This is a genomic window from Marinoscillum luteum, assembly GCF_044005705.1.
In the GTDB taxonomy this organism is placed as follows: Bacteria; Bacteroidota; Bacteroidia; order Cytophagales; family Cyclobacteriaceae; genus Marinoscillum; species Marinoscillum luteum.
On record NZ_JBIPKE010000019.1, the window covers coordinates 67,696 to 84,659 of the forward strand.

Sequence of the window (16,964 nt, forward strand, 5' to 3'; positions counted from 1 at the left end):
CAAATACAATTCGATGATCATCAACTCTCGCGGACTAGCCCTGATGCTCGCCTTTGTGATCTCCATGATTGCGACAGCTTTTCTGGCTCTGGTGCCTTCCGTGCTCACCACAGCATTGATCATCGGGTTTGGCATCACTTTTTGTGCTTCCTATATTCTCATCAGGTTGGTGCTCGAGTTTCTCTTTTTCAGACATATTAATGATATCAATGAGGCCCTTGAAAACTTTCAGGATCAGGAATTATCAAACATCACCAAGCCCACCAAGACGCTTTCACTAAACCCTCTGAAAAGAATCAATAAGGATATTTTCAGCTACGCAGAAAAAAAGCAGCAGGAAATACTGGAGCTTAAGCGCATGGAAGTATTTCGTCGGGAATTCATTGCAGACGTATCTCATGAGCTAAAAACTCCCATTTTCGCTGCCCAGGGTTTCGTGCATACCCTATTGGATGGTGCAGTGGAAGACAAAAAGGTTCGTGGAAAATTTCTAAAGAAAGCGGCCAAAAGCCTTGATGGCCTTGACATCCTGGTGCAGGATCTGCTCACCATCTCTCAGATGGAAACCGGAGAGATCAAAATGCACGTGGAGAACTTTGACATTGTAGCCCTGGCCCGCGAAGTACTGGATCAGCTGGAGGACAAAGCCGAAAAACAAAAAATTGACATCCAGATTGAAGAGCCCACCGCCAGGCATTTTGTAAAGGGCGACTACCGACGCATCTATCAGGTATTAATCAACCTGATGTCAAATGCCATTAAATACACCAAGAAAAAAGGCACTGTCAGAATCCGGTTTGAGGAAAAAGACAACCACGTCATTACCTCCGTAGTGGATAATGGCAGGGGAATTCCTCAAGAAGACCTCAAGAGAATCTTCGAGCGATTTTACCGGGTAGAAAAAAGTCGATCCAAAGAAAAAGGAGGCACCGGGCTCGGTCTGGCCATCGTCAAGCACATCATGGAGGGCCATGGCTCCACTGTAGAGGTGAAGAGTCAGGTAAAAAAAGGATCGACTTTTAGTTTTAAATTAAAAAAAGGTAAGCCAGTTGCGCATAGATTTGTGGAGGAAGACGAAGAGGACGAAGAAGACTATGCATAAATACCTGAAAGGGATCACACTCAAGGACCTGCTTATTTTTGAAAATGACCACTATCTGGTCATCAATAAACCCCCGTATATCTCCACACTGGACGACAGGAACGACCCTGTAGATATTCTAAAACTAGCCAAAGAGCACCACGCCGATGCTCAGGTCTGCCATCGGCTGGACAAAGAAACCTCCGGAGCGCTCGTCATCGCGAAGCATCAGGAAGCCTACAGGCATTTTGCCATCATGCTGGAAAGACGTCAGGTAAAGAAAGTTTATCACGCTGTGGTAGGAGGCATTCATGAGTTTGATAATGTTTCCGCTGACCAGCCCATTTACTCCACCAACAGTAAGTCTCGGGTAGATTTCAGAGAAGGAAAACCTTCACTTACCCTTATCAGCACACTGGAAACCTTTAAATATCATACCTTGGTGAAGTGTTTTCCGGTATCGGGTCGCTTGCACCAGATTCGCGTACACCTTGCTTTTCACAAAGCACCCATCAGCTGCGATCCTGTGTATGGTGGAGAGTACATTTATCTCTCCGGGATCAAGAAAAACTTCAACCTTTCCCGTCATACCGACGAGGAAAAGCCGATTTTACCCCGAGTAGCCCTTCATGCACACAATATTGCGTTTTATGATTTTGACGCTAATGAGGAGCGAACAATCGAGGTAGAAGCACCTTACCCGAAGGATTTTGGTGTGTTAATCAAGCAGCTACGTAAATACCTGTGATTTAATTCATTACCATCTTTTGTTTTTCAAGAATTAAACTTCTATTTTTGTGTCCCTTTTCCAGGGGAGAACCATTAAGTTCATTTAAACGAATAAAAAATTGGATACTTTAAGCTATAAAACGGTATCGTTAAACAGTGCTACAGTAGAAAAGAATTGGGTCATCGTAGACGCAGATTCAAAAGTGTTGGGTAGAGTGTCCAGCGAAGTAGCTAAAATCATTAGAGGAAAAAACAAAGCCAGTTACACTCCGCACGTGGATTGTGGTGACAATGTCATCGTGATCAATGCAGACAAAGTAAGACTGACAGGTAAAAAGTGGAATGACAAGCAGTACGTTCGTCACACAGGATTTCCTGGAGGGCAGCGTTTTGAAACTCCTCTTGAAGTGAAGGCTAAATCTTCAACCCTTTTAGTAGAAAGAGCTGTTAAAGGCATGCTTCCTAAGAACAGACTTGGAAGTAAGCTCTTTAAAAATTTATACGTGTATGCAGGTGCTGAGCACCCTCATGCAGCACAACAACCAAAAGAAGTAAAACTTTAAAAACCTAGATGGAAATCACTAACACCATTGGAAGAAGGAAGACCTCTGTAGCTAGAATCTACCTACAGAGCGGTAAAGGTGCTATCACTGTGAACAACAAGGATATCGCCACCTACTTTCCCTCTGAAATTTTACAGACCATCGTAAAGCAGCCTCTAGTGACGCTGCAACTCGACGGCAACTATGATATCAACGTGAATGTTGATGGAGGCGGACCAAAAGGTCAGGCTGAAGCGGTAAGACTTGCAATCTCCAGAGCACTGGTAGAGCTAGACGAAGAAAACAAACCAGCTTTGAAAAAAGAAGGTTTTATGACTCGTGACCCTCGAATGGTAGAGCGTAAGAAATACGGTAGAAGGAAAGCAAGAAGAAGATTCCAATTCAGTAAACGTTAAGATATCATCATGCAAAAGCTAGAATACAAAGACTTATTGGACGCTGGTGTTCATTTTGGTCACCTTACACGTAAGTGGAATCCACAAATGGCGCCTTACATCTTCATGGAGAAGAATGGCATCCACATTATAGATCTCAATAAAACCCTGACCTGCATGGATCAGGCAGCGCAAGCCTTACAGTCAGTCGTAAGATCAGGCCGTAAAGTAATGTTCGTTGCTACCAAAAAGCAGGCTAAAGAGGTGGTAGAAACTGCCGCTCAGAAATTGGGCATGCCTTACGTGACCGAAAGATGGTTGGGTGGTATGTTGACCAACTTCGCAACCATCAGAAAGTCATTGAAGAAAATGGCTGGTATTGACAAATTGATGAAAGACGAGTCTTACCTGAACCTTGCGAAGAGAGAGCGACTGATGATCAGCCGCGAGAAAGAAAAACTGGAAAGAGTACTAGGTGGTATAGCAGACCTAAACAGACTTCCAGCTGCACTTTTCGTGATCGATATCAAAAGAGAGCACATTGCGGTAGCAGAAGCTCAGAAGCTTAACATTCCTGTATTTGCTTTGGTAGATACAAACTCTGATCCTACTCAGGTAGATTTCCCGATCCCAGGTAATGACGATGCATGGAAATCAATTAACCTGATCACTAACTACATCACTCAGTCCTTGGAAGAAGGTCTGGCTGAGCGTAAGAAGGATAAGGAAGATCAAAAACTACAGGAAGAGGAAGAAGCAAAGAAGAAAGTAGACGAAGAGGCATAAGCTTCCTCATGAAATAATCATTTCAAAATTGAACATTGCTCCGATTCCTTTCGGACGGTGTTCAATTTTTGTTAATAAGCATTGCTAAAAATTAAAAGAAGACAAGAATGGCTATTACTGCGCAAGACGTAAACAAACTAAGACAAATGACTGGTGCCGGCATGATGGATTGCAAAAAGGCACTCGTAGAAGCAGATGGTGATTTTGAAAAAGCGATAGAGCTACTCAGAAAAAAAGGTCAAAAAGTATCTGCCAACAGAGCAGATAGAGAGACCACTGAGGGGATCGTAGTAACCAGAACCAACGAGGACAAAACCAAAGGTGTAGTGCTTGCGCTCACTTGCGAAACTGACTTTGTGGCTAAAAACGAAGACTTTGTAGCCCTGGCCAACCTGGCTGCTGACCTGGCTTTCGAAAATGCTCCAGCTGATGTTGAAGCCTTGCTGGCTTTGAGCGTAGGAAGCATCACCCTGGGTGATAAAATCATCGAAGCTACTGGTAAAATAGGAGAAAAAATTGATGTGAAATTCTACGAAACCCTTGCTGGAGAGGCCGTAGTACCTTACATCCACTCCAATGGTAAACTTGCCGTAGTGGTCGTATTGAAAAATGTAAACGGTGCTGACGTAGAGGAAGCAGGTAAAGATGTAGCGATGCAAATTGCTGCGATGAACCCGGTAGCCGTAGATAAAGATGGTGTTGATCCAAAAGTGATCCAGCAGGAAATCGAAATTGGAAAAGAGCAAGCCAGACAAGAAGGTAAGCCTGAGAACATCATTGAGAAAATCGCTGAAGGTAAGCTTCAGAAATTCTTCAAAGAAAACACACTTTTGAGCCAGTCTTTCGTGAAAGACAACTCTCTTACCATTGCTTCCTACCTGAATGGTGTGAGCAAAGGTCTGACTGTATCTGAGTTTAAAAGAATTTCTATCGGATAATCACCATCCGGTAGTCTACCAAAAAAGCCTCATGATTTTCATCATGAGGCTTTTTTTATGACTCAGTTTGTCTAATATCTTTTCAATCGGCCTTGCTGATCAGGTTAAAATCGATTGGCACCATGTTCTGATCGAAGTACAACTGCTCATCCCCCTTTTCCTTGCTCCTGATTTTCATCTCGTACCCAACAGAATTATCCTGTTTGAACTTAGTGACTTTCTCAAACCTCATCACTTTATACTTTTCATATTGATCATCCAGGTGGTAAACCAGAGAGACCGGCATACTATTGCTTACATCTACACGCTCCTCTATTCGCTTGCCTCTCGAATCATAAACCACTGATACATCCATCGACTCAAAAACAAAAGACACCGTATAGGTATCCTCCCCGGAATCAAGCCACTGTTTTGTTTCACTTTTCGGATAGTGATGGAAGTGCCATTTCAGGATATCGAAAGAAATATCCGACTCACTGACCAGTTGTGCGCGAGTATCTGTGGACGAAATGGCAACTAGAAAAAAAACACCTATTATTAATTTGATAAAATAACCCCTTCTCATAATACTATTATTTAGAAGTATTTTAATGTAATGTTAAAATACTCAAAATATCATAATAACACCAATAAGTCTTCGATGCATTTAGCTAATTCTCAGATAAGTAGAGGTTTTTCAGAGTCTAAGAATCTATCTCCTCCCCACTTTCGTGGCTGCGGAGCTTGATCTGCTCTGTAGCAGGTGCAATCTCCTCCTCGGTAGCCGGCACATTGATCAACAAATCGAGATCAGGCTGCCCCCCGTCCACCCAGGCGGTAAACCAGAAATCGCCTACCATTTTGATAGCTCTCTTCATTTGACGCTCCACCATACCATTGAGCATCTCGTGATAGTCCCTCGAAAAGTCGTAAGAATAAACCCTGACCGTCGTGGCTCCCCGCTCTTCATAGCTATATTTCTTATCTTCCGGATACCTTAGGGTCAGGAGCTTCTCAAACCTCAATACCGAATCGAGTGCGAGATGTGAGCTTTCCACTGCTTTCCAGGCTTCCAGCTGAGTGTTTTTGATATACTCTGCCTTCCCGGTAAACAAATCATAGTGCTCAAAGAATACTTCCGGCAGACGAGATTCCCAAAACCCATGAATACCCAACTGTCCCGTAAGCTGCCCATTGTAATTCTCGGTGGTATGCAGAGGCACATGAGCGTCTCCTATATAATGCCCCAGATCCACCGAATACCTTAAGATACGGTCAGCATCCCTATTGAGAAACGCCTGGGTCAGCTGATATTTCACCAGATTGATATGCCAGGGCACTATGCCATAGGCCTGCAAAGTATCCTCGGTGTACATGGCTACAGCATCATTCCAGTAGCGAGGCATATTATACAAAGCACTGTCGCCATATACATCCAGGTCTATGTAATGTCTGGCAGCCTCCTCCTTCATGATGTATCGGCGTTTGTCGGGGTTAATCGCCTTCTCGGTGATATATTGAATGTGGTACTTATAGAAACCCATCATTTCTATGGGCAGTGTAAACACCGCCACCCGATTGATTTTTTGATGGGAGAAAAACCCCCAACTACTGGAGACTATCGCCCCCAATAGCACTATTAGATAAACTTTATGTGCTCCTTTCATCGCAAAATGAAATTAGTCATTTTTTTCGTGGGTTTTTTAAGGTGAACATTATGAAATGTATTTGTTTTTTTTACCAATTGCTCTATCTTTGCATCCCTTAAACAAGGATAGGAGAATAAAAAGCTTATGGCAAATCATAAATCCGCATTAAAGAGAATACGATCAAACGAGGCAAAAAGACTCAGAAATCGTTATCAGCATAAAACTACCAGAACCTTTATCAAAAGGTTGAGAGAAGCTACAGACAAAACCGAAGCACAGAAGCTTTTGGGTGAAGTTTTGGGCATGGTAGATAAACTTGCTAAGAATAATATCATTCACAATAACAAGGCGGCTAATCTTAAATCAAGCTTAACTAAAAGAGTTAACGCGCTTTAAGACTTAGTTTGTCCTCTTCAGGATATTCACACCCTGTTCGCATGGCGAATAGGGTTTTTTATTATCTTCAGTGCTGTAAATACTGGCAGGTAATGGAAAAATCCGATCATACTTATCTAGCTATCCACCAGTGGGCCGAAGAAGACCGTCCACGGGAAAAGCTACTCCTCAAGGGAAAGGCGAGCTTATCTGATGCCGAATTGATAGGCATCCTTCTCGGCTCTGGCACCAAAACACTCAGCGCCGTGGATCTCGCCAAGCAAATCCTCAGTACCGTTCATAATGACTTGCATGCTCTGGCAAAGCTCTCTGTCACCGATCTCATCCGATTCAAAGGCATAGGAGAAGCCAAGGCCATCACCATAGTGAGTGCATTGGAGCTCGGACGAAGAAGAAAAGAATCCGAACCACGAAAAACCCTCAGAATCACCTCAAGCAGTGATGCCTATGAATACATGAAGCCGGAGCTCACCGATCTGCCTCATGAGGAATTTTGGATCATCATGCTCCGACGAAACAATGCGATTATAGGAAAGGAGCAAATCAGTGTGGGCGGAGTATCAGGCACTGCGGTAGACCCTAAAGTTATTTTCAAAAAAGCCTTGGATGTGATGGCCAGTGGCCTCATCCTCATACACAATCATCCATCCGGCAATGCCCAACCCAGCGAAGCTGACAAGAAACTCACTCGGAAAGTAAAATCAGCAGGCGAGATGCTGGACATTCCCGTATATGATCATCTCATTTTCACAGATCACACCTATTTTAGCTTTTCGGATGAATCCATAATGCCTTAGTGCTCGAGCAAACATGAAAAAACTTCTTTTTATACTGATCCCGGTAGCTGCTGTTGCTATTATTTTCTATTCATTGTCGGGCAACTCAGATGAAGCTTACATCACCAAAGTCGCCGACACACGGGCCGAGCGTGTACGCTTTTTGAAAACTTCTGAACAATCGCCCTTTACACAGTTTGACCTGAAATACGAGCCGCTCAGTTTTTTTACCATCGATCCCTCCTATAAGGTCCGAGCCAACCTGGAAAGAATCCAATCACCTACCCGAGTGATGATACAAAGCAGCGATGGCACCTCAGCTCCCTATTCCAAATTTGCCTACGCATCTTTTAAGTTACAGGGCCAATCACTTAAACTACTCATTCTCAAGCCTGCCGGCTTTGGGGCTCTTCCTAACACGTACTTTACAGCCTTTGCGGATGACACAAGTGGTGAAAGCACCTATGGCGGTGGCCGCTACCTGGACCTGCAGATAGGTAAGTCGGATAACATAGAGATAGACTTCAACCTCGCTTACAATCCCTACTGCGCCTACGTCAGTGAATACTCCTGCCCTCTGCCCCCAGCCGAAAATGTGCTACCCCTACGTATAGAAGCCGGCGAAAAAGATTATAACCATTGATTTGATAGGGCATTAGACTTCACTTTCCTATTTTTGCCGGTTACATATCGGGGGGATCGTATTTATTACGAAAAATGACAGAATTCCCTCTGATGATCCGGTTAAAAACAGATTTCAAAAATACAATTACATCAGGATGAAGATTTCCTACAATTGGCTCAAGGACTATATATCGCTTTCAGAATCACCCGAAGAAATCAGCTCTGCCCTTACCCAGACCGGTCTGGAAGTGGAAGGTGTAGAACACGTGGAAAAAATACCCGGGGGATTTGAAGGGCTTGTCATTGGGGAAGTCATCGAATGTAAGCCCCACCCTGATGCGGATAAGCTACAGCTCACCAAAGTGGATGTGGGAACAGGAGTACTTCTTCCGATCGTCTGTGGTGCGCCCAACGTTAAACAAGGGATCAAGGTCATAGTAGCCACAGTAGGCACGACCATCTACCCTACGAGCGGTGAGCCTTTCAAAATCAAGAAGGCCAAAATAAGAGGAGAGGTTTCTGAGGGCATGCTTTGTGCAGAGGATGAAATAGGTTTGGGTACAAGCCATGCGGGTCTGTTGATCCTGGATACCGAAAAACCCAACGGCACCCCGCTCATTGAGATTTTCGAATCTGGCTCTGACTATGTATTTGAAATTGGCCTGACCCCCAATCGTGGGGATGCTACCTCTCATCTGGGGGCCGCCCGGGACCTGAAAGCATTTTTCAAAAGACCCATTGAACCACGCCAATCCAAAAGTCTAAAAACGGAAATCGACCGACCCATTGAGGTAACGGTAGAAAATAATGAGGCTTGCCCGAGGTATTCAGGCCTCACCATTCGCGGACTGAAAATAGAGCCTTCTCCTGATTGGTTGCAGTGGCGGTTAAAGGCTGTTGGGCTGTCCCCTATCAACAACGTAGTTGATATCACCAACTATGTGATGATGAGTCTCGGTCAGCCGATGCATGCTTTTGATGCTGACGCAATTACCGGAAACAAAATCACCGTAAAAACTTTACCAGCGGGCACAAAATTCACTACGCTTGATGAAGTGGAGCGGAAGCTGAGTGACAAAGACCTGATGATCTGCAATGATCAATCGGGTATGTGTATCGCCGGAGTATTCGGAGGAACACAGTCCGGGGTGAAGGACAGCACCACCAGCATTTTCCTGGAAAGTGCCCACTTCTCAGCAGATTGGGTACGTGGTACGGCCATGCGACACGGACTTTCTACCGATGCTTCTTTCCGGTTCGAAAGAGGCTCTGATCCGGAGATGACCCTCCCAGCCCTTCAAATGGCTGCAGAGATGATTTTGGAGCTCGCAGGTGGCCAAGTGGCATCCGAAGTGGTGGATATCTATCCACAACCTATTTTGCCGGTTAGGATTCCTACCACCTATCAAAATTTTCACCGACTAATAGGCATTACACTGCCCAACGACCAAATCATCGAAATCCTTAATCTGTTGGACATCCAGACAGAAACTATTGATGACGCCTCTTTCACGGCCATTGTGCCTCCTTACAGAAGTGAAGTGACGCGCGAAGCAGACCTGGTAGAAGAAGTTCTGAGAATTTATGGGTTTAACAATATCCCGCTGGAAGAAACCCTCTCTGCAGGATACCTCTCTTCATTCAGTGAAAAAGAGCCTTACAAGCTTCAGGAAGATCTTTCTACCTACCTGGCCGGAAAGGGCTTTTCAGAGATACAAACCAATTCTCTCACTAACCCAAAATACTATAAGGATTTGGGCCTTGGTGGTGAGCCGGTGGAGATCCTGAATAAATCGAGTGAAGACCTGGGGTATATGAAAACCTCATTGCTCTACACCGCCCTGGAGTCGGTCAGACACAACATCAACCGAAAAGCCAAAAACCTGAATCTTTTCGAGTTTGGTAAAATTTACGCCCAGAAGAACGAAAAATATAAGGAAGACCAACTGCTGGCATTCTATATGAGTGGTGACTCTCACGAGGAAAGTTGGCTGGAAGGCGCCCGAAAAATAGGATTTCACGACCTCTCAAGAGTCGTTTTCTCATCGCTACAACACCTAAAGGTCGTTGGCTACACCACAGAACCAACTGAGGACCCTGCTTTGGAATACGGACTGGCTGTGAAACTCAATAATAAGGTGATTGGGAAATTGGGGATGCTAAAAACTAAAATCTCTCGTTATTTCGACATCAAACAGGAAGTGTTCTACGCTGAGTTTTTATGGAAAGACCTGGTAAAAGCTGCTAAGGTGGAAACGTCGTTTGAAGAAATCTCAAAATACCCTGAGGTCCGCAGAGATCTTTCGTTGGTTCTGGATAAAAAGGTATCTTACAATGAGATTAAAGATTTAGCTTTCAAGTCTGAAAAAAAATTACTAAATCGAATTAATGTCTTTAGCGTGTATGAAGGAGACAAACTGGAAGCAGGCAAAAAATCATACGCACTGAGTTTCTTTATTCAGGACAAAACTAAAACACTCACAGATAAGGGTATTGATAAGGTCATGAATGGCCTGATCAGCACATTTGAAAATGAAGTAGGAGCAATTATCAGAAAGTAAATGGGCAACGAAACACTGAGAACTGAAATCAACAATCTGGAACGAAGGGTTAAACTTTTACTTAGTGAACACGCACAGCTTAAAGTAGAGCTCCAAAAAGTAAGCAATGAGAACCAACAGTTGAAAGCCCAGGCTTCACAGCAGGAGGCCAATCTTGCAAACTTTCAAAATCAAATGAAAATTAGTAAAATTGTAGAAAGCATGGTAGTCGGCGATAGCGATGCGAACGAGGTGAAGGATGTGCTTGACGACTATATTAAGGAGATAGATAAATGCATTGCTCATTTGGGTGAAGCTTAAATACCTGATGGCAGAATTATCAATAAAGCTAAAAATAGGAAACCGGGAGTACCCCATGAGGGTAAAGGCCGAGGATGAGGAACGTATCAGACGTGCTGGTAAGATGTTAAATGAAAAAATAAAATCTTATCGGAACCAGTTTGGTATAGAAGACAACCAAGACCTGCTTGCCATGGTGGCATTTGATTGCCTGGTAGACAAAATGAAAAACGAAGAGACTATAGAGTCCACAGACGAAGTAGCACTTGATCAACTGAGAAACATTAGCCAATTGATAGCGAACGCTATTTAAACCCCTCCGTAATACAGTCCACACCCCATTCCCGGCCCTCCCCGACAGGCCATGTATGTGAAATACATACTTAAATTGATCGATGGATATATTATACATTTTGATTGCTCTGGGGGGGATACTCCTGGGGTTTGTCATAGACCGGGTCATACTCAAACGGTCTATCACCAAGAAGCTAAAAAGTGCTGAAGACCAGAAGAAACTGATCCTGAAAGAAGCTGAGGTAAACGCCGAAAGCATCAAAAAGGACAAAGTACTGGAGGCTAAAGAGAAATTTCTCAAACTCAAAACAGAATTTGAAGAAGAGGCCAACCGCAAAAAGAACCTCCTCATCACCAACGAAAACAAACTCAAGCAGCGTGAGTCTACCATCTCCAAGCAAATAGAGCAAAACAAACGGGTGGAAGCTGAATTGGAATCTGCCAAAGAAAACCTGCAGGCTCAGCTGGAAATTGTTCGAAAGCGAAAAGAAGAATACGAGAAGTTGAAGAATCAGCAGGTTTCTATTCTGGAAAAGGTGTCCAACCTCACCGCTGAGGAAGCCAAAGCGCAGCTGATACAGACGCTCAAAGATGAGGCTCGTACAGACGCGTCGGCACACATCAAAGAGATCATGGAGGAAGCCAATATGTCGGCTACCAAAGAAGCCAAGAAGATAGTACTTCAAACTATCCAACGAACTGCTACCGAGCATGCCATTGAAAACTGTGTGTCTGTCTTCAACATAGAAAGCGACGATATCAAAGGTAAAATTATTGGTAGAGAAGGTAGAAACATCCGGGCGCTGGAGGCTGCCACCGGTGTGGAAATTATTGTAGATGATACCCCTGAAGCCATCATCATCTCAGGTTTTGACCCTGTAAGGAGAGAGATCGCCAGGCTCTCACTTCACAGACTCGTACAGGACGGCAGAATACACCCCGCACGTATAGAAGAGATTGTGAGTAAGACCACCAAGAACATTGACGAGGAGATTGTAGAGATCGGTGAGCGTACCGTCATTGACCTGGGTATTCACGGATTGCACCCGGAGTTGATCAAATTAGTGGGTAGGATGAGGTTCCGCTCGTCCTATGGACAAAACCTGCTGCAGCACTCCAGAGAAGTAGCCAATCTGTGTGCTACCCTGGCCTCTGAACTTGGAATTAATCCTAAACAAGCCAAGCGTGCCGGCCTCCTGCATGATATTGGCAAGGTATGGCCAGATGAGCCAGAAAAGCCACACGCGATCATAGGTATGGAGCTCGCACAGAAATACAAAGAATCTCCAGACATCTGCAATGCCATAGGTGCTCACCATGATGAAATAGAGATGACCACTATGATCTCGCCCATCGTACAGGCCTGTGACGCCATCTCTGGCAGTAGACCTGGTGCTCGTCGTGAAATCATGGAGCAGTACCTCAAACGCCTCAAAGAACTGGAGGAAGTAGCGCTCAGCTTTGAAGGCGTGAATAAATGCTACGCCATCCAGGCGGGCCGTGAGCTTCGTGTACTTGTAGATGCTGAAAACGTGACCGATCAGCGCGCTGGAGAGCTGTCCTTCAATATCTCTCAGAAAATTGAAAAAGACATGCAGTATCCAGGTCAGATCAAAGTGACCGTGATCCGTGAGACCCGGGCCGTGGCGTTCGCCAAGTAGGAAACCGCTTTTAAAATAATTAAAAAAAGTCCCGGATTAGTTCGGGACTTTTTTTTCGCAACCAAAGCAATCTTTCGGCAGTTAAATCTGAACAAAACCTAGACCATGAAAACACCACTCCTGATACTCCTTCTCCTGGTTTCATTGATTGGAAATACCCAACCGCCAGCTCCTGATTATATCCCAGCCAACCACACCAGTATAAAAATACAACCCATCCTGCACGGCACTCTGATGCTCGAATGGAATGGGGAAGTGATTTACGCAGACCCCTATGGTGGAGCTTCCCGGTTTGAAAACCTACCTGCCCCCTCCATGATTCTCATTACAGACATCCACGGAGATCACCTCAACCCTGAAACACTTCTGGCCATCAAAACTGAAAAAGCCACTTTCGTAGTGCCTCAGGCCGTTGCGGATCAGCTACCTAAAGAGATCACCTCCAAGGTCATCGTGATGAAGAATGGAGAAAGTAGAAAAGTAAATGATATACTCATCACCGCAGTGCCTATGTATAACCTCCCTGAAAGTGCAGATTCCCGCCATACAAAGGGCCGTGGCAATGGCTATGTCATCAACCTGGGTGGAAAAAACATCTACCTCTCCGGAGATACCGAAGACATCACCGAAATGAGGGCTTTGAAGGATATCGATGTGGCTTTTGTCTGCATGAACCTCCCCTATACCATGGACATAGATCAGGCTGCCAGTGCTGTTCTGGAATTCAAGCCGTCTGTGGTCTACCCCTTTCATTACCGTGGCCAGGCAGGCCTCAATGACGTAGAGGGATTCAAAAAACTCGTGAGCGAGGGTAGTGATCAAATAGAAGTGCGCCTCCGCAATTGGTACTCGGAGTAACCCTAAAAACCATTATTTCATAATAACGAGATCTGCACATTATTGCCATTTTACGCTTTGATGAAGTTGTAGTAATACGCTTTGATGTGTGAGGAGCCAGGTCTTCCTTTGACCTTCCAACCATCTGCTTATGAAATATTCATTCGTGCTATTCCTGTATGCCTCATATCTGGCATCCGCAGCTCAAACCTTCAATGCCAAGGCACCTACCTCAGGAGTAATCAAAACATCTGAGGGCAAATACGAAGGGATCATTGACATCAACACCACCTCTAATCAGGTACTCTGCCGTAGCGCTGAGAAAACCCAAATATTCAGTGCCCAGCAAATCAAAGAGGTGAGAGGTACCGGAGCCCAGGGAGAAGAAATCTATTACAAAGGCTATACACTCAATGGAGAAGCCCACCTCTTTGAAGTGCTCTCAGATGGCAAAATCACCCTACTCTTCAAGCCAGGAATTGTCAAAGATGAATTTACCAACAGTACTTATCCACCGTTTTTTACCGTGGGAAAAAAGAAAGAGCTCATCCCCCTGGAAAGAAAAAAAGACCTGATTTCCGCATTTGGCGGGGACTCCAAATGGATGGAGCAATTCATCAAGAACAACCAGCTGGATCTGGATCACAAAGAAGGTGTCTATCGGGCTTTCAGCTATTACAACCAGACTTTTGAGGCTACAAATCCCAGCCCTTGAATCGCTTTTGAAGGAAATCTGTTATCTTCATTTTCCCAAAAATGAAAATACATGAAGACCATCTTTCCAACCCTACTAATTCTACTCGTCGGTTGCTCTTCACCTTCCCCTACTGAGTCTTTTGAGGGGATACTCACCGATCTCCCATCAATGCCCGGAAAATCCGAGTACCTGGGCACTCCATATGTCACCGCTGGTGACCGGCTCTACTCAGTAGGGCATCAGGATGGGAGCTTTCCAGATCTGGGCTGGCATGTGACCGGAGAGATGGGTGGCATTTGGGATCACCCCATCAAGCTGATGGATGGCTTCATACTTGGGATCAGTGCGGGCTCCATGTACTACTGCCTCAACGACGCTCAGGAATTCATCAATTTTCCCATGGCCAACCAGCACCGATTTTATCCTTCGGAGGCCATAGCTGTCACGCGCACCCAATTTGTGCCTGACCAAAAGGAAGGAATGATCATAGAGTACGTTCTGAAAAATACGGGTGATGAAGCATTGAATCTAAAGGTAGATTTCACCGGCATGGTAGACCTGAGACCCGTATGGCTCGCAGAAAGACTAAACCAGACAGATGGCCAAGATCTGGCTGATTTTGATAAAGTCAATGGCACCTGGGCCGCCCGTGACTCCCTAAACTCCTGGCATACGGTCTTTGGCACGGATCAACAGGTTTCTGCATGGTCCCAACCCAAGACTGAATGCAGTGATGACCGTAAAGGCAAGGGAATTGACCTAACCCTTCAAAGCGAAATCACAATTCCACCAGGAGAGCAAAAGGTTCTGAAGTATTTCATTTCAGGGTCCTATAAGTCTCAAGCACAGGCATTGGAAACTTACAAAGAACTTGAACAGTCACCCAACAGCCTTCTTCAGCAAAAAATGGATCGTTACAGTAAGCTGGCCAAAATCGCCAAACTCACTATTCCTGATCAGGAAATAGAAGCGATGTACACCTGGACCAAATACAATACTGATTGGCTTATGAGAGATGTAGCCAACCAGGGACGGGGACTCTCTGCCGGCATCCCGGATTACCCCTGGTGGTTTGGCACTGACAATACTTATGCACTGCAGGGTTTATTGGCCACTGGTGCTCACGAAGAAGTCAAAGCCACCATTGAACTCATCCTGAAGCTTTCTGAAAGTGTAAAGTATAACGGAAGGATCATGCACGAAGCCTCCACTAACGGCGTGGTATTCAACCCTGGAAATCTCAATACGACACCTTATTTCATCCACCTATTGTGGAAGTACTACCAATGGACCGGAGACACCGACATGCTCCGCAAAACCTACCCAACTGCACAAAAAGGACTACAATGGCTGGAGCAGGAGGACAAAGACGGCAACGGATATCCTGATGGGGCAGGGATGATGGAAATCCACGGTCTGCACTCAGAAATGATTGATGTGATGGTGTATACCCAGGCGGCATACGATGCGGCATTCAAAATGGCCAATGCCCTGGGTGATAGTTCCGCTAGCAAGTCCTATCAGCAAAAAGCAGAGTTGCTGTCCAAAAAAATCAATGATGAGTGGTGGGTTCCCTCAGCAGGATCATTTGCGGACTTTCGAGCTACCCGTGTGGAAACCCTCCAACTAATAGACGCTGCCATCGTGCGCGCAGACACCATCCAAAAACCCTGGGCCGTAGAGGAGCTGAAGCAACTCAAAGCACAGGTCGGCAGGCTGAGGGACAACAGAGTACAAAGCCAGGTGGTTCATCACAACTGGGTGGTAAACACTCCTATGGAGCTCGGTATTGCCGATGTGGACAAAGCAGAACAAGCTCTGGAAACCGCCAGAAAATACACCAACCCTTTTGGTATGTATGTGACTGGTATAGACAGGGATGAAAACCAGGGTAAGGCCTCTAAGTGGAAATCGTTTAGCTACGTGGGCGCAGTAATGACCCTGCCCACAGGTGTGCAAGCCATCAGCGAAGCCCGATACGGGCATCCGGATGCGTCTCTGGATTACCTGAAAAAATTGGCCAATGGCTTTGGCTATGCACTACCGGGCTCTATGTATGAAGTGAGCCCTGACTATGGCATGATCGTTCAGGCCTGGAACATTTACGCAGTAGCCACCCCCATTGTAGCGCATTACTTTGGCGTGAAACCTGAGGCATATAACCAAACGGTCACTTTCGAACCCCATTTTCCAACAGGATGGGATGAAGTGAAGCTGGAGAATATCCTGGTGGGTGACAACCTGATCTCCTTTGAGAAAACAAAATCCGGTTTTACTATCACCCAAACCCAACCGGAGTGGGAAATTCTTTTGATTTCTCCTGAGCTGCAAAAGTCGACACTCGTCAATGGTCAACCCGCTGAGCTTTCTTCCACCACCCATATACTGACAGGATTGCGCAATGAGATCATTTTTCGATGAGACATCACCTGGGATGTGTCCAAAATTGAGAAAAAAGTCTCATTTTGAAATAATTGCTTAGCACCAAAACCCCTTCTCAGGGCATATAGCCGTATTTATCCATTCTGGAAAGACTTTTGAACCTCATAACACAACCAAACAAAAACAATTATGAGATCTTTACTATATCTAATTGCAGTCATACTGGTAATCGGATGGTTGCTCGGGTTCTTTGTTTACAGCCTAGGTGGTTTGATTCACATTCTGCTGATCATTGCCGTAATCTCTCTCCTTCTGGGAGTGATCAAGCGGGCATGACAGCTAACAATAAAAAAGGGCC

The 16,964-nt window shown here is 45.1% G+C and carries 19 protein-coding genes; 17 read left to right on the forward strand and 2 right to left on the reverse strand.

All coding sequences use genetic code 11. From position 1 onward, the window contains the following. Window positions 1-13 precede the first annotated feature (13 nt). The 6 genes from ACHKAR_RS15425 to tsf all read left to right on the forward strand — a co-directional run bounded on the left by ACHKAR_RS15425 (window position 14) and on the right by tsf (window position 4,471). Window positions 14-1,102 carry a sensor histidine kinase gene (locus tag ACHKAR_RS15425; RefSeq protein WP_159583400.1) on the forward strand — a complete coding sequence of 363 codons (1,089 nt, stop codon included), beginning with the start codon at window positions 14-16 and terminating at the stop codon, window positions 1,100-1,102. Then, window positions 1,095-1,829, forward strand: coding sequence for an RluA family pseudouridine synthase (locus tag ACHKAR_RS15430; RefSeq protein ID WP_255465448.1), 735 nt, complete (start codon window positions 1,095-1,097; stop codon window positions 1,827-1,829). Before ACHKAR_RS15425 ends, ACHKAR_RS15430 begins: the two co-directional genes overlap by 8 nt. Before the next feature lie 100 nt (window positions 1,830-1,929). Beyond that, window positions 1,930-2,373, forward strand: a complete 444-nt coding sequence (rplM, locus tag ACHKAR_RS15435; RefSeq protein WP_159583398.1) for a 50S ribosomal protein L13 — start codon at window positions 1,930-1,932, stop codon at window positions 2,371-2,373. A gap of 8 nt (window positions 2,374-2,381) precedes the next feature. Continuing rightward, window positions 2,382-2,768 (forward strand): 30S ribosomal protein S9, encoded by a 387-nt coding sequence (rpsI, locus tag ACHKAR_RS15440; RefSeq protein WP_159583396.1) that lies wholly within the window; start codon window positions 2,382-2,384, stop codon window positions 2,766-2,768. Window positions 2,769-2,777: 9 nt separating this feature from the next. Then, complete coding sequence (gene rpsB, locus ACHKAR_RS15445; protein WP_395418273.1) at window positions 2,778-3,533, forward strand: 30S ribosomal protein S2; 756 nt, start codon at window positions 2,778-2,780, stop codon at window positions 3,531-3,533. 107 nt (window positions 3,534-3,640) lie between these two features. Then, a complete protein-coding gene (gene tsf, locus ACHKAR_RS15450) occupies window positions 3,641-4,471 on the forward strand; it encodes a translation elongation factor Ts (protein WP_159583392.1) in 831 nt (276 codons plus the stop codon). Between the two features lie 82 nt (window positions 4,472-4,553). Here tsf and ACHKAR_RS15455 read toward each other — a convergent pair whose 3' ends face one another. Then, window positions 4,554-5,036: a hypothetical protein gene (locus ACHKAR_RS15455; protein ID WP_395418274.1), complete on the reverse strand. Its 483-nt coding sequence runs from the start codon at window positions 5,034-5,036 to the stop codon at window positions 4,554-4,556. Between the two features lie 118 nt (window positions 5,037-5,154). After that, on the reverse strand, window positions 5,155-6,117 hold the full coding sequence (locus ACHKAR_RS15460) for a zinc dependent phospholipase C family protein (RefSeq protein ID WP_159583388.1): 963 nt from the start codon (window positions 6,115-6,117) through the stop codon (window positions 5,155-5,157). A 126-nt stretch (window positions 6,118-6,243) separates the two neighbouring features. Here ACHKAR_RS15460 and rpsT point away from each other — a divergent pair, with 126 nt between their 5' ends. The 11 genes from rpsT to ACHKAR_RS15515 all read left to right on the forward strand — a co-directional run bounded on the left by rpsT (window position 6,244) and on the right by ACHKAR_RS15515 (window position 16,942). Next, window positions 6,244-6,495, forward strand: a complete 252-nt coding sequence (gene rpsT, locus ACHKAR_RS15465) for a 30S ribosomal protein S20 (protein WP_159583386.1) — start codon at window positions 6,244-6,246, stop codon at window positions 6,493-6,495. Between the two features lie 92 nt (window positions 6,496-6,587). Next, complete coding sequence (gene radC / locus ACHKAR_RS15470; RefSeq protein ID WP_395418275.1) at window positions 6,588-7,292, forward strand: RadC family protein; 705 nt, start codon at window positions 6,588-6,590, stop codon at window positions 7,290-7,292. 13 nt (window positions 7,293-7,305) lie between these two features. Then, on the forward strand, window positions 7,306-7,914 hold the full coding sequence (locus tag ACHKAR_RS15475) for a DUF1684 domain-containing protein (RefSeq protein WP_395418277.1): 609 nt from the start codon (window positions 7,306-7,308) through the stop codon (window positions 7,912-7,914). Window positions 7,915-8,050: 136 nt separating this feature from the next. Further along, window positions 8,051-10,456, forward strand: coding sequence for a phenylalanine--tRNA ligase subunit beta (gene pheT, locus ACHKAR_RS15480; RefSeq protein WP_395418278.1), 2,406 nt, complete (start codon window positions 8,051-8,053; stop codon window positions 10,454-10,456). After that, window positions 10,457-10,756 (forward strand): hypothetical protein, encoded by a 300-nt coding sequence (locus ACHKAR_RS15485; protein WP_159583378.1) that lies wholly within the window; start codon window positions 10,457-10,459, stop codon window positions 10,754-10,756. A gap of 7 nt (window positions 10,757-10,763) precedes the next feature. After that, window positions 10,764-11,048 carry a cell division protein ZapA gene (locus ACHKAR_RS15490; protein WP_159583376.1) on the forward strand — a complete coding sequence of 95 codons (285 nt, stop codon included), beginning with the start codon at window positions 10,764-10,766 and terminating at the stop codon, window positions 11,046-11,048. Between the two features lie 82 nt (window positions 11,049-11,130). Next, window positions 11,131-12,690: a ribonuclease Y gene (gene rny / locus ACHKAR_RS15495; protein ID WP_159583374.1), complete on the forward strand. Its 1,560-nt coding sequence runs from the start codon at window positions 11,131-11,133 to the stop codon at window positions 12,688-12,690. Window positions 12,691-12,795: 105 nt separating this feature from the next. Then, window positions 12,796-13,548 carry an MBL fold metallo-hydrolase gene (locus ACHKAR_RS15500; RefSeq protein ID WP_395418279.1) on the forward strand — a complete coding sequence of 251 codons (753 nt, stop codon included), beginning with the start codon at window positions 12,796-12,798 and terminating at the stop codon, window positions 13,546-13,548. Between the two features lie 130 nt (window positions 13,549-13,678). Next, a complete protein-coding gene (locus ACHKAR_RS15505) occupies window positions 13,679-14,242 on the forward strand; it encodes a hypothetical protein (RefSeq protein WP_395418280.1) in 564 nt (187 codons plus the stop codon). A gap of 51 nt (window positions 14,243-14,293) precedes the next feature. Then, entirely contained in the window at window positions 14,294-16,645 is a 2,352-nt protein-coding gene (locus ACHKAR_RS15510) for an alpha-L-rhamnosidase-related protein (protein WP_395418282.1), read from the forward strand. A gap of 150 nt (window positions 16,646-16,795) precedes the next feature. Next, window positions 16,796-16,942: a lmo0937 family membrane protein gene (locus ACHKAR_RS15515; RefSeq protein ID WP_159583360.1), complete on the forward strand. Its 147-nt coding sequence runs from the start codon at window positions 16,796-16,798 to the stop codon at window positions 16,940-16,942. Window positions 16,943-16,964 lie beyond the last annotated feature (22 nt).

Bases quoted from the DNA above. Each gene is read 5' to 3' on its own strand.
- ACHKAR_RS15425 (WP_159583400.1), top strand. From the start codon at position 14: ATGATCATCAACTCTCGCGGACTAGCCCTGATGCTCGCCTTTGTGATC.
- ACHKAR_RS15430 (WP_255465448.1), top strand. From the start codon at position 1,095: ATGCATAAATACCTGAAAGGGATCACACTCAAGGACCTGCTTATTTTT.
- rpsI (WP_159583396.1), top strand. From the start codon at position 2,382: ATGGAAATCACTAACACCATTGGAAGAAGGAAGACCTCTGTAGCTAGA.
- rpsB (WP_395418273.1), top strand. From the start codon at position 2,778: ATGCAAAAGCTAGAATACAAAGACTTATTGGACGCTGGTGTTCATTTT.
- tsf (WP_159583392.1), top strand. From the start codon at position 3,641: ATGGCTATTACTGCGCAAGACGTAAACAAACTAAGACAAATGACTGGT.
- ACHKAR_RS15455 (WP_395418274.1), bottom strand. From the start codon at position 5,036: ATGAGAAGGGGTTATTTTATCAAATTAATAATAGGTGTTTTTTTTCTA.
- ACHKAR_RS15460 (WP_159583388.1), bottom strand. From the start codon at position 6,117: ATGAAAGGAGCACATAAAGTTTATCTAATAGTGCTATTGGGGGCGATA.
- rpsT (WP_159583386.1), top strand. From the start codon at position 6,244: ATGGCAAATCATAAATCCGCATTAAAGAGAATACGATCAAACGAGGCA.
- radC (WP_395418275.1), top strand. From the start codon at position 6,588: ATGGAAAAATCCGATCATACTTATCTAGCTATCCACCAGTGGGCCGAA.
- ACHKAR_RS15475 (WP_395418277.1), top strand. From the start codon at position 7,306: ATGAAAAAACTTCTTTTTATACTGATCCCGGTAGCTGCTGTTGCTATT.
- pheT (WP_395418278.1), top strand. From the start codon at position 8,051: ATGAAGATTTCCTACAATTGGCTCAAGGACTATATATCGCTTTCAGAA.
- ACHKAR_RS15485 (WP_159583378.1), top strand. From the start codon at position 10,457: ATGGGCAACGAAACACTGAGAACTGAAATCAACAATCTGGAACGAAGG.
- ACHKAR_RS15490 (WP_159583376.1), top strand. From the start codon at position 10,764: ATGGCAGAATTATCAATAAAGCTAAAAATAGGAAACCGGGAGTACCCC.
- rny (WP_159583374.1), top strand. From the start codon at position 11,131: ATGGATATATTATACATTTTGATTGCTCTGGGGGGGATACTCCTGGGG.
- ACHKAR_RS15500 (WP_395418279.1), top strand. From the start codon at position 12,796: ATGAAAACACCACTCCTGATACTCCTTCTCCTGGTTTCATTGATTGGA.
- ACHKAR_RS15505 (WP_395418280.1), top strand. From the start codon at position 13,679: ATGAAATATTCATTCGTGCTATTCCTGTATGCCTCATATCTGGCATCC.
- ACHKAR_RS15510 (WP_395418282.1), top strand. From the start codon at position 14,294: ATGAAGACCATCTTTCCAACCCTACTAATTCTACTCGTCGGTTGCTCT.
- ACHKAR_RS15515 (WP_159583360.1), top strand. From the start codon at position 16,796: ATGAGATCTTTACTATATCTAATTGCAGTCATACTGGTAATCGGATGG.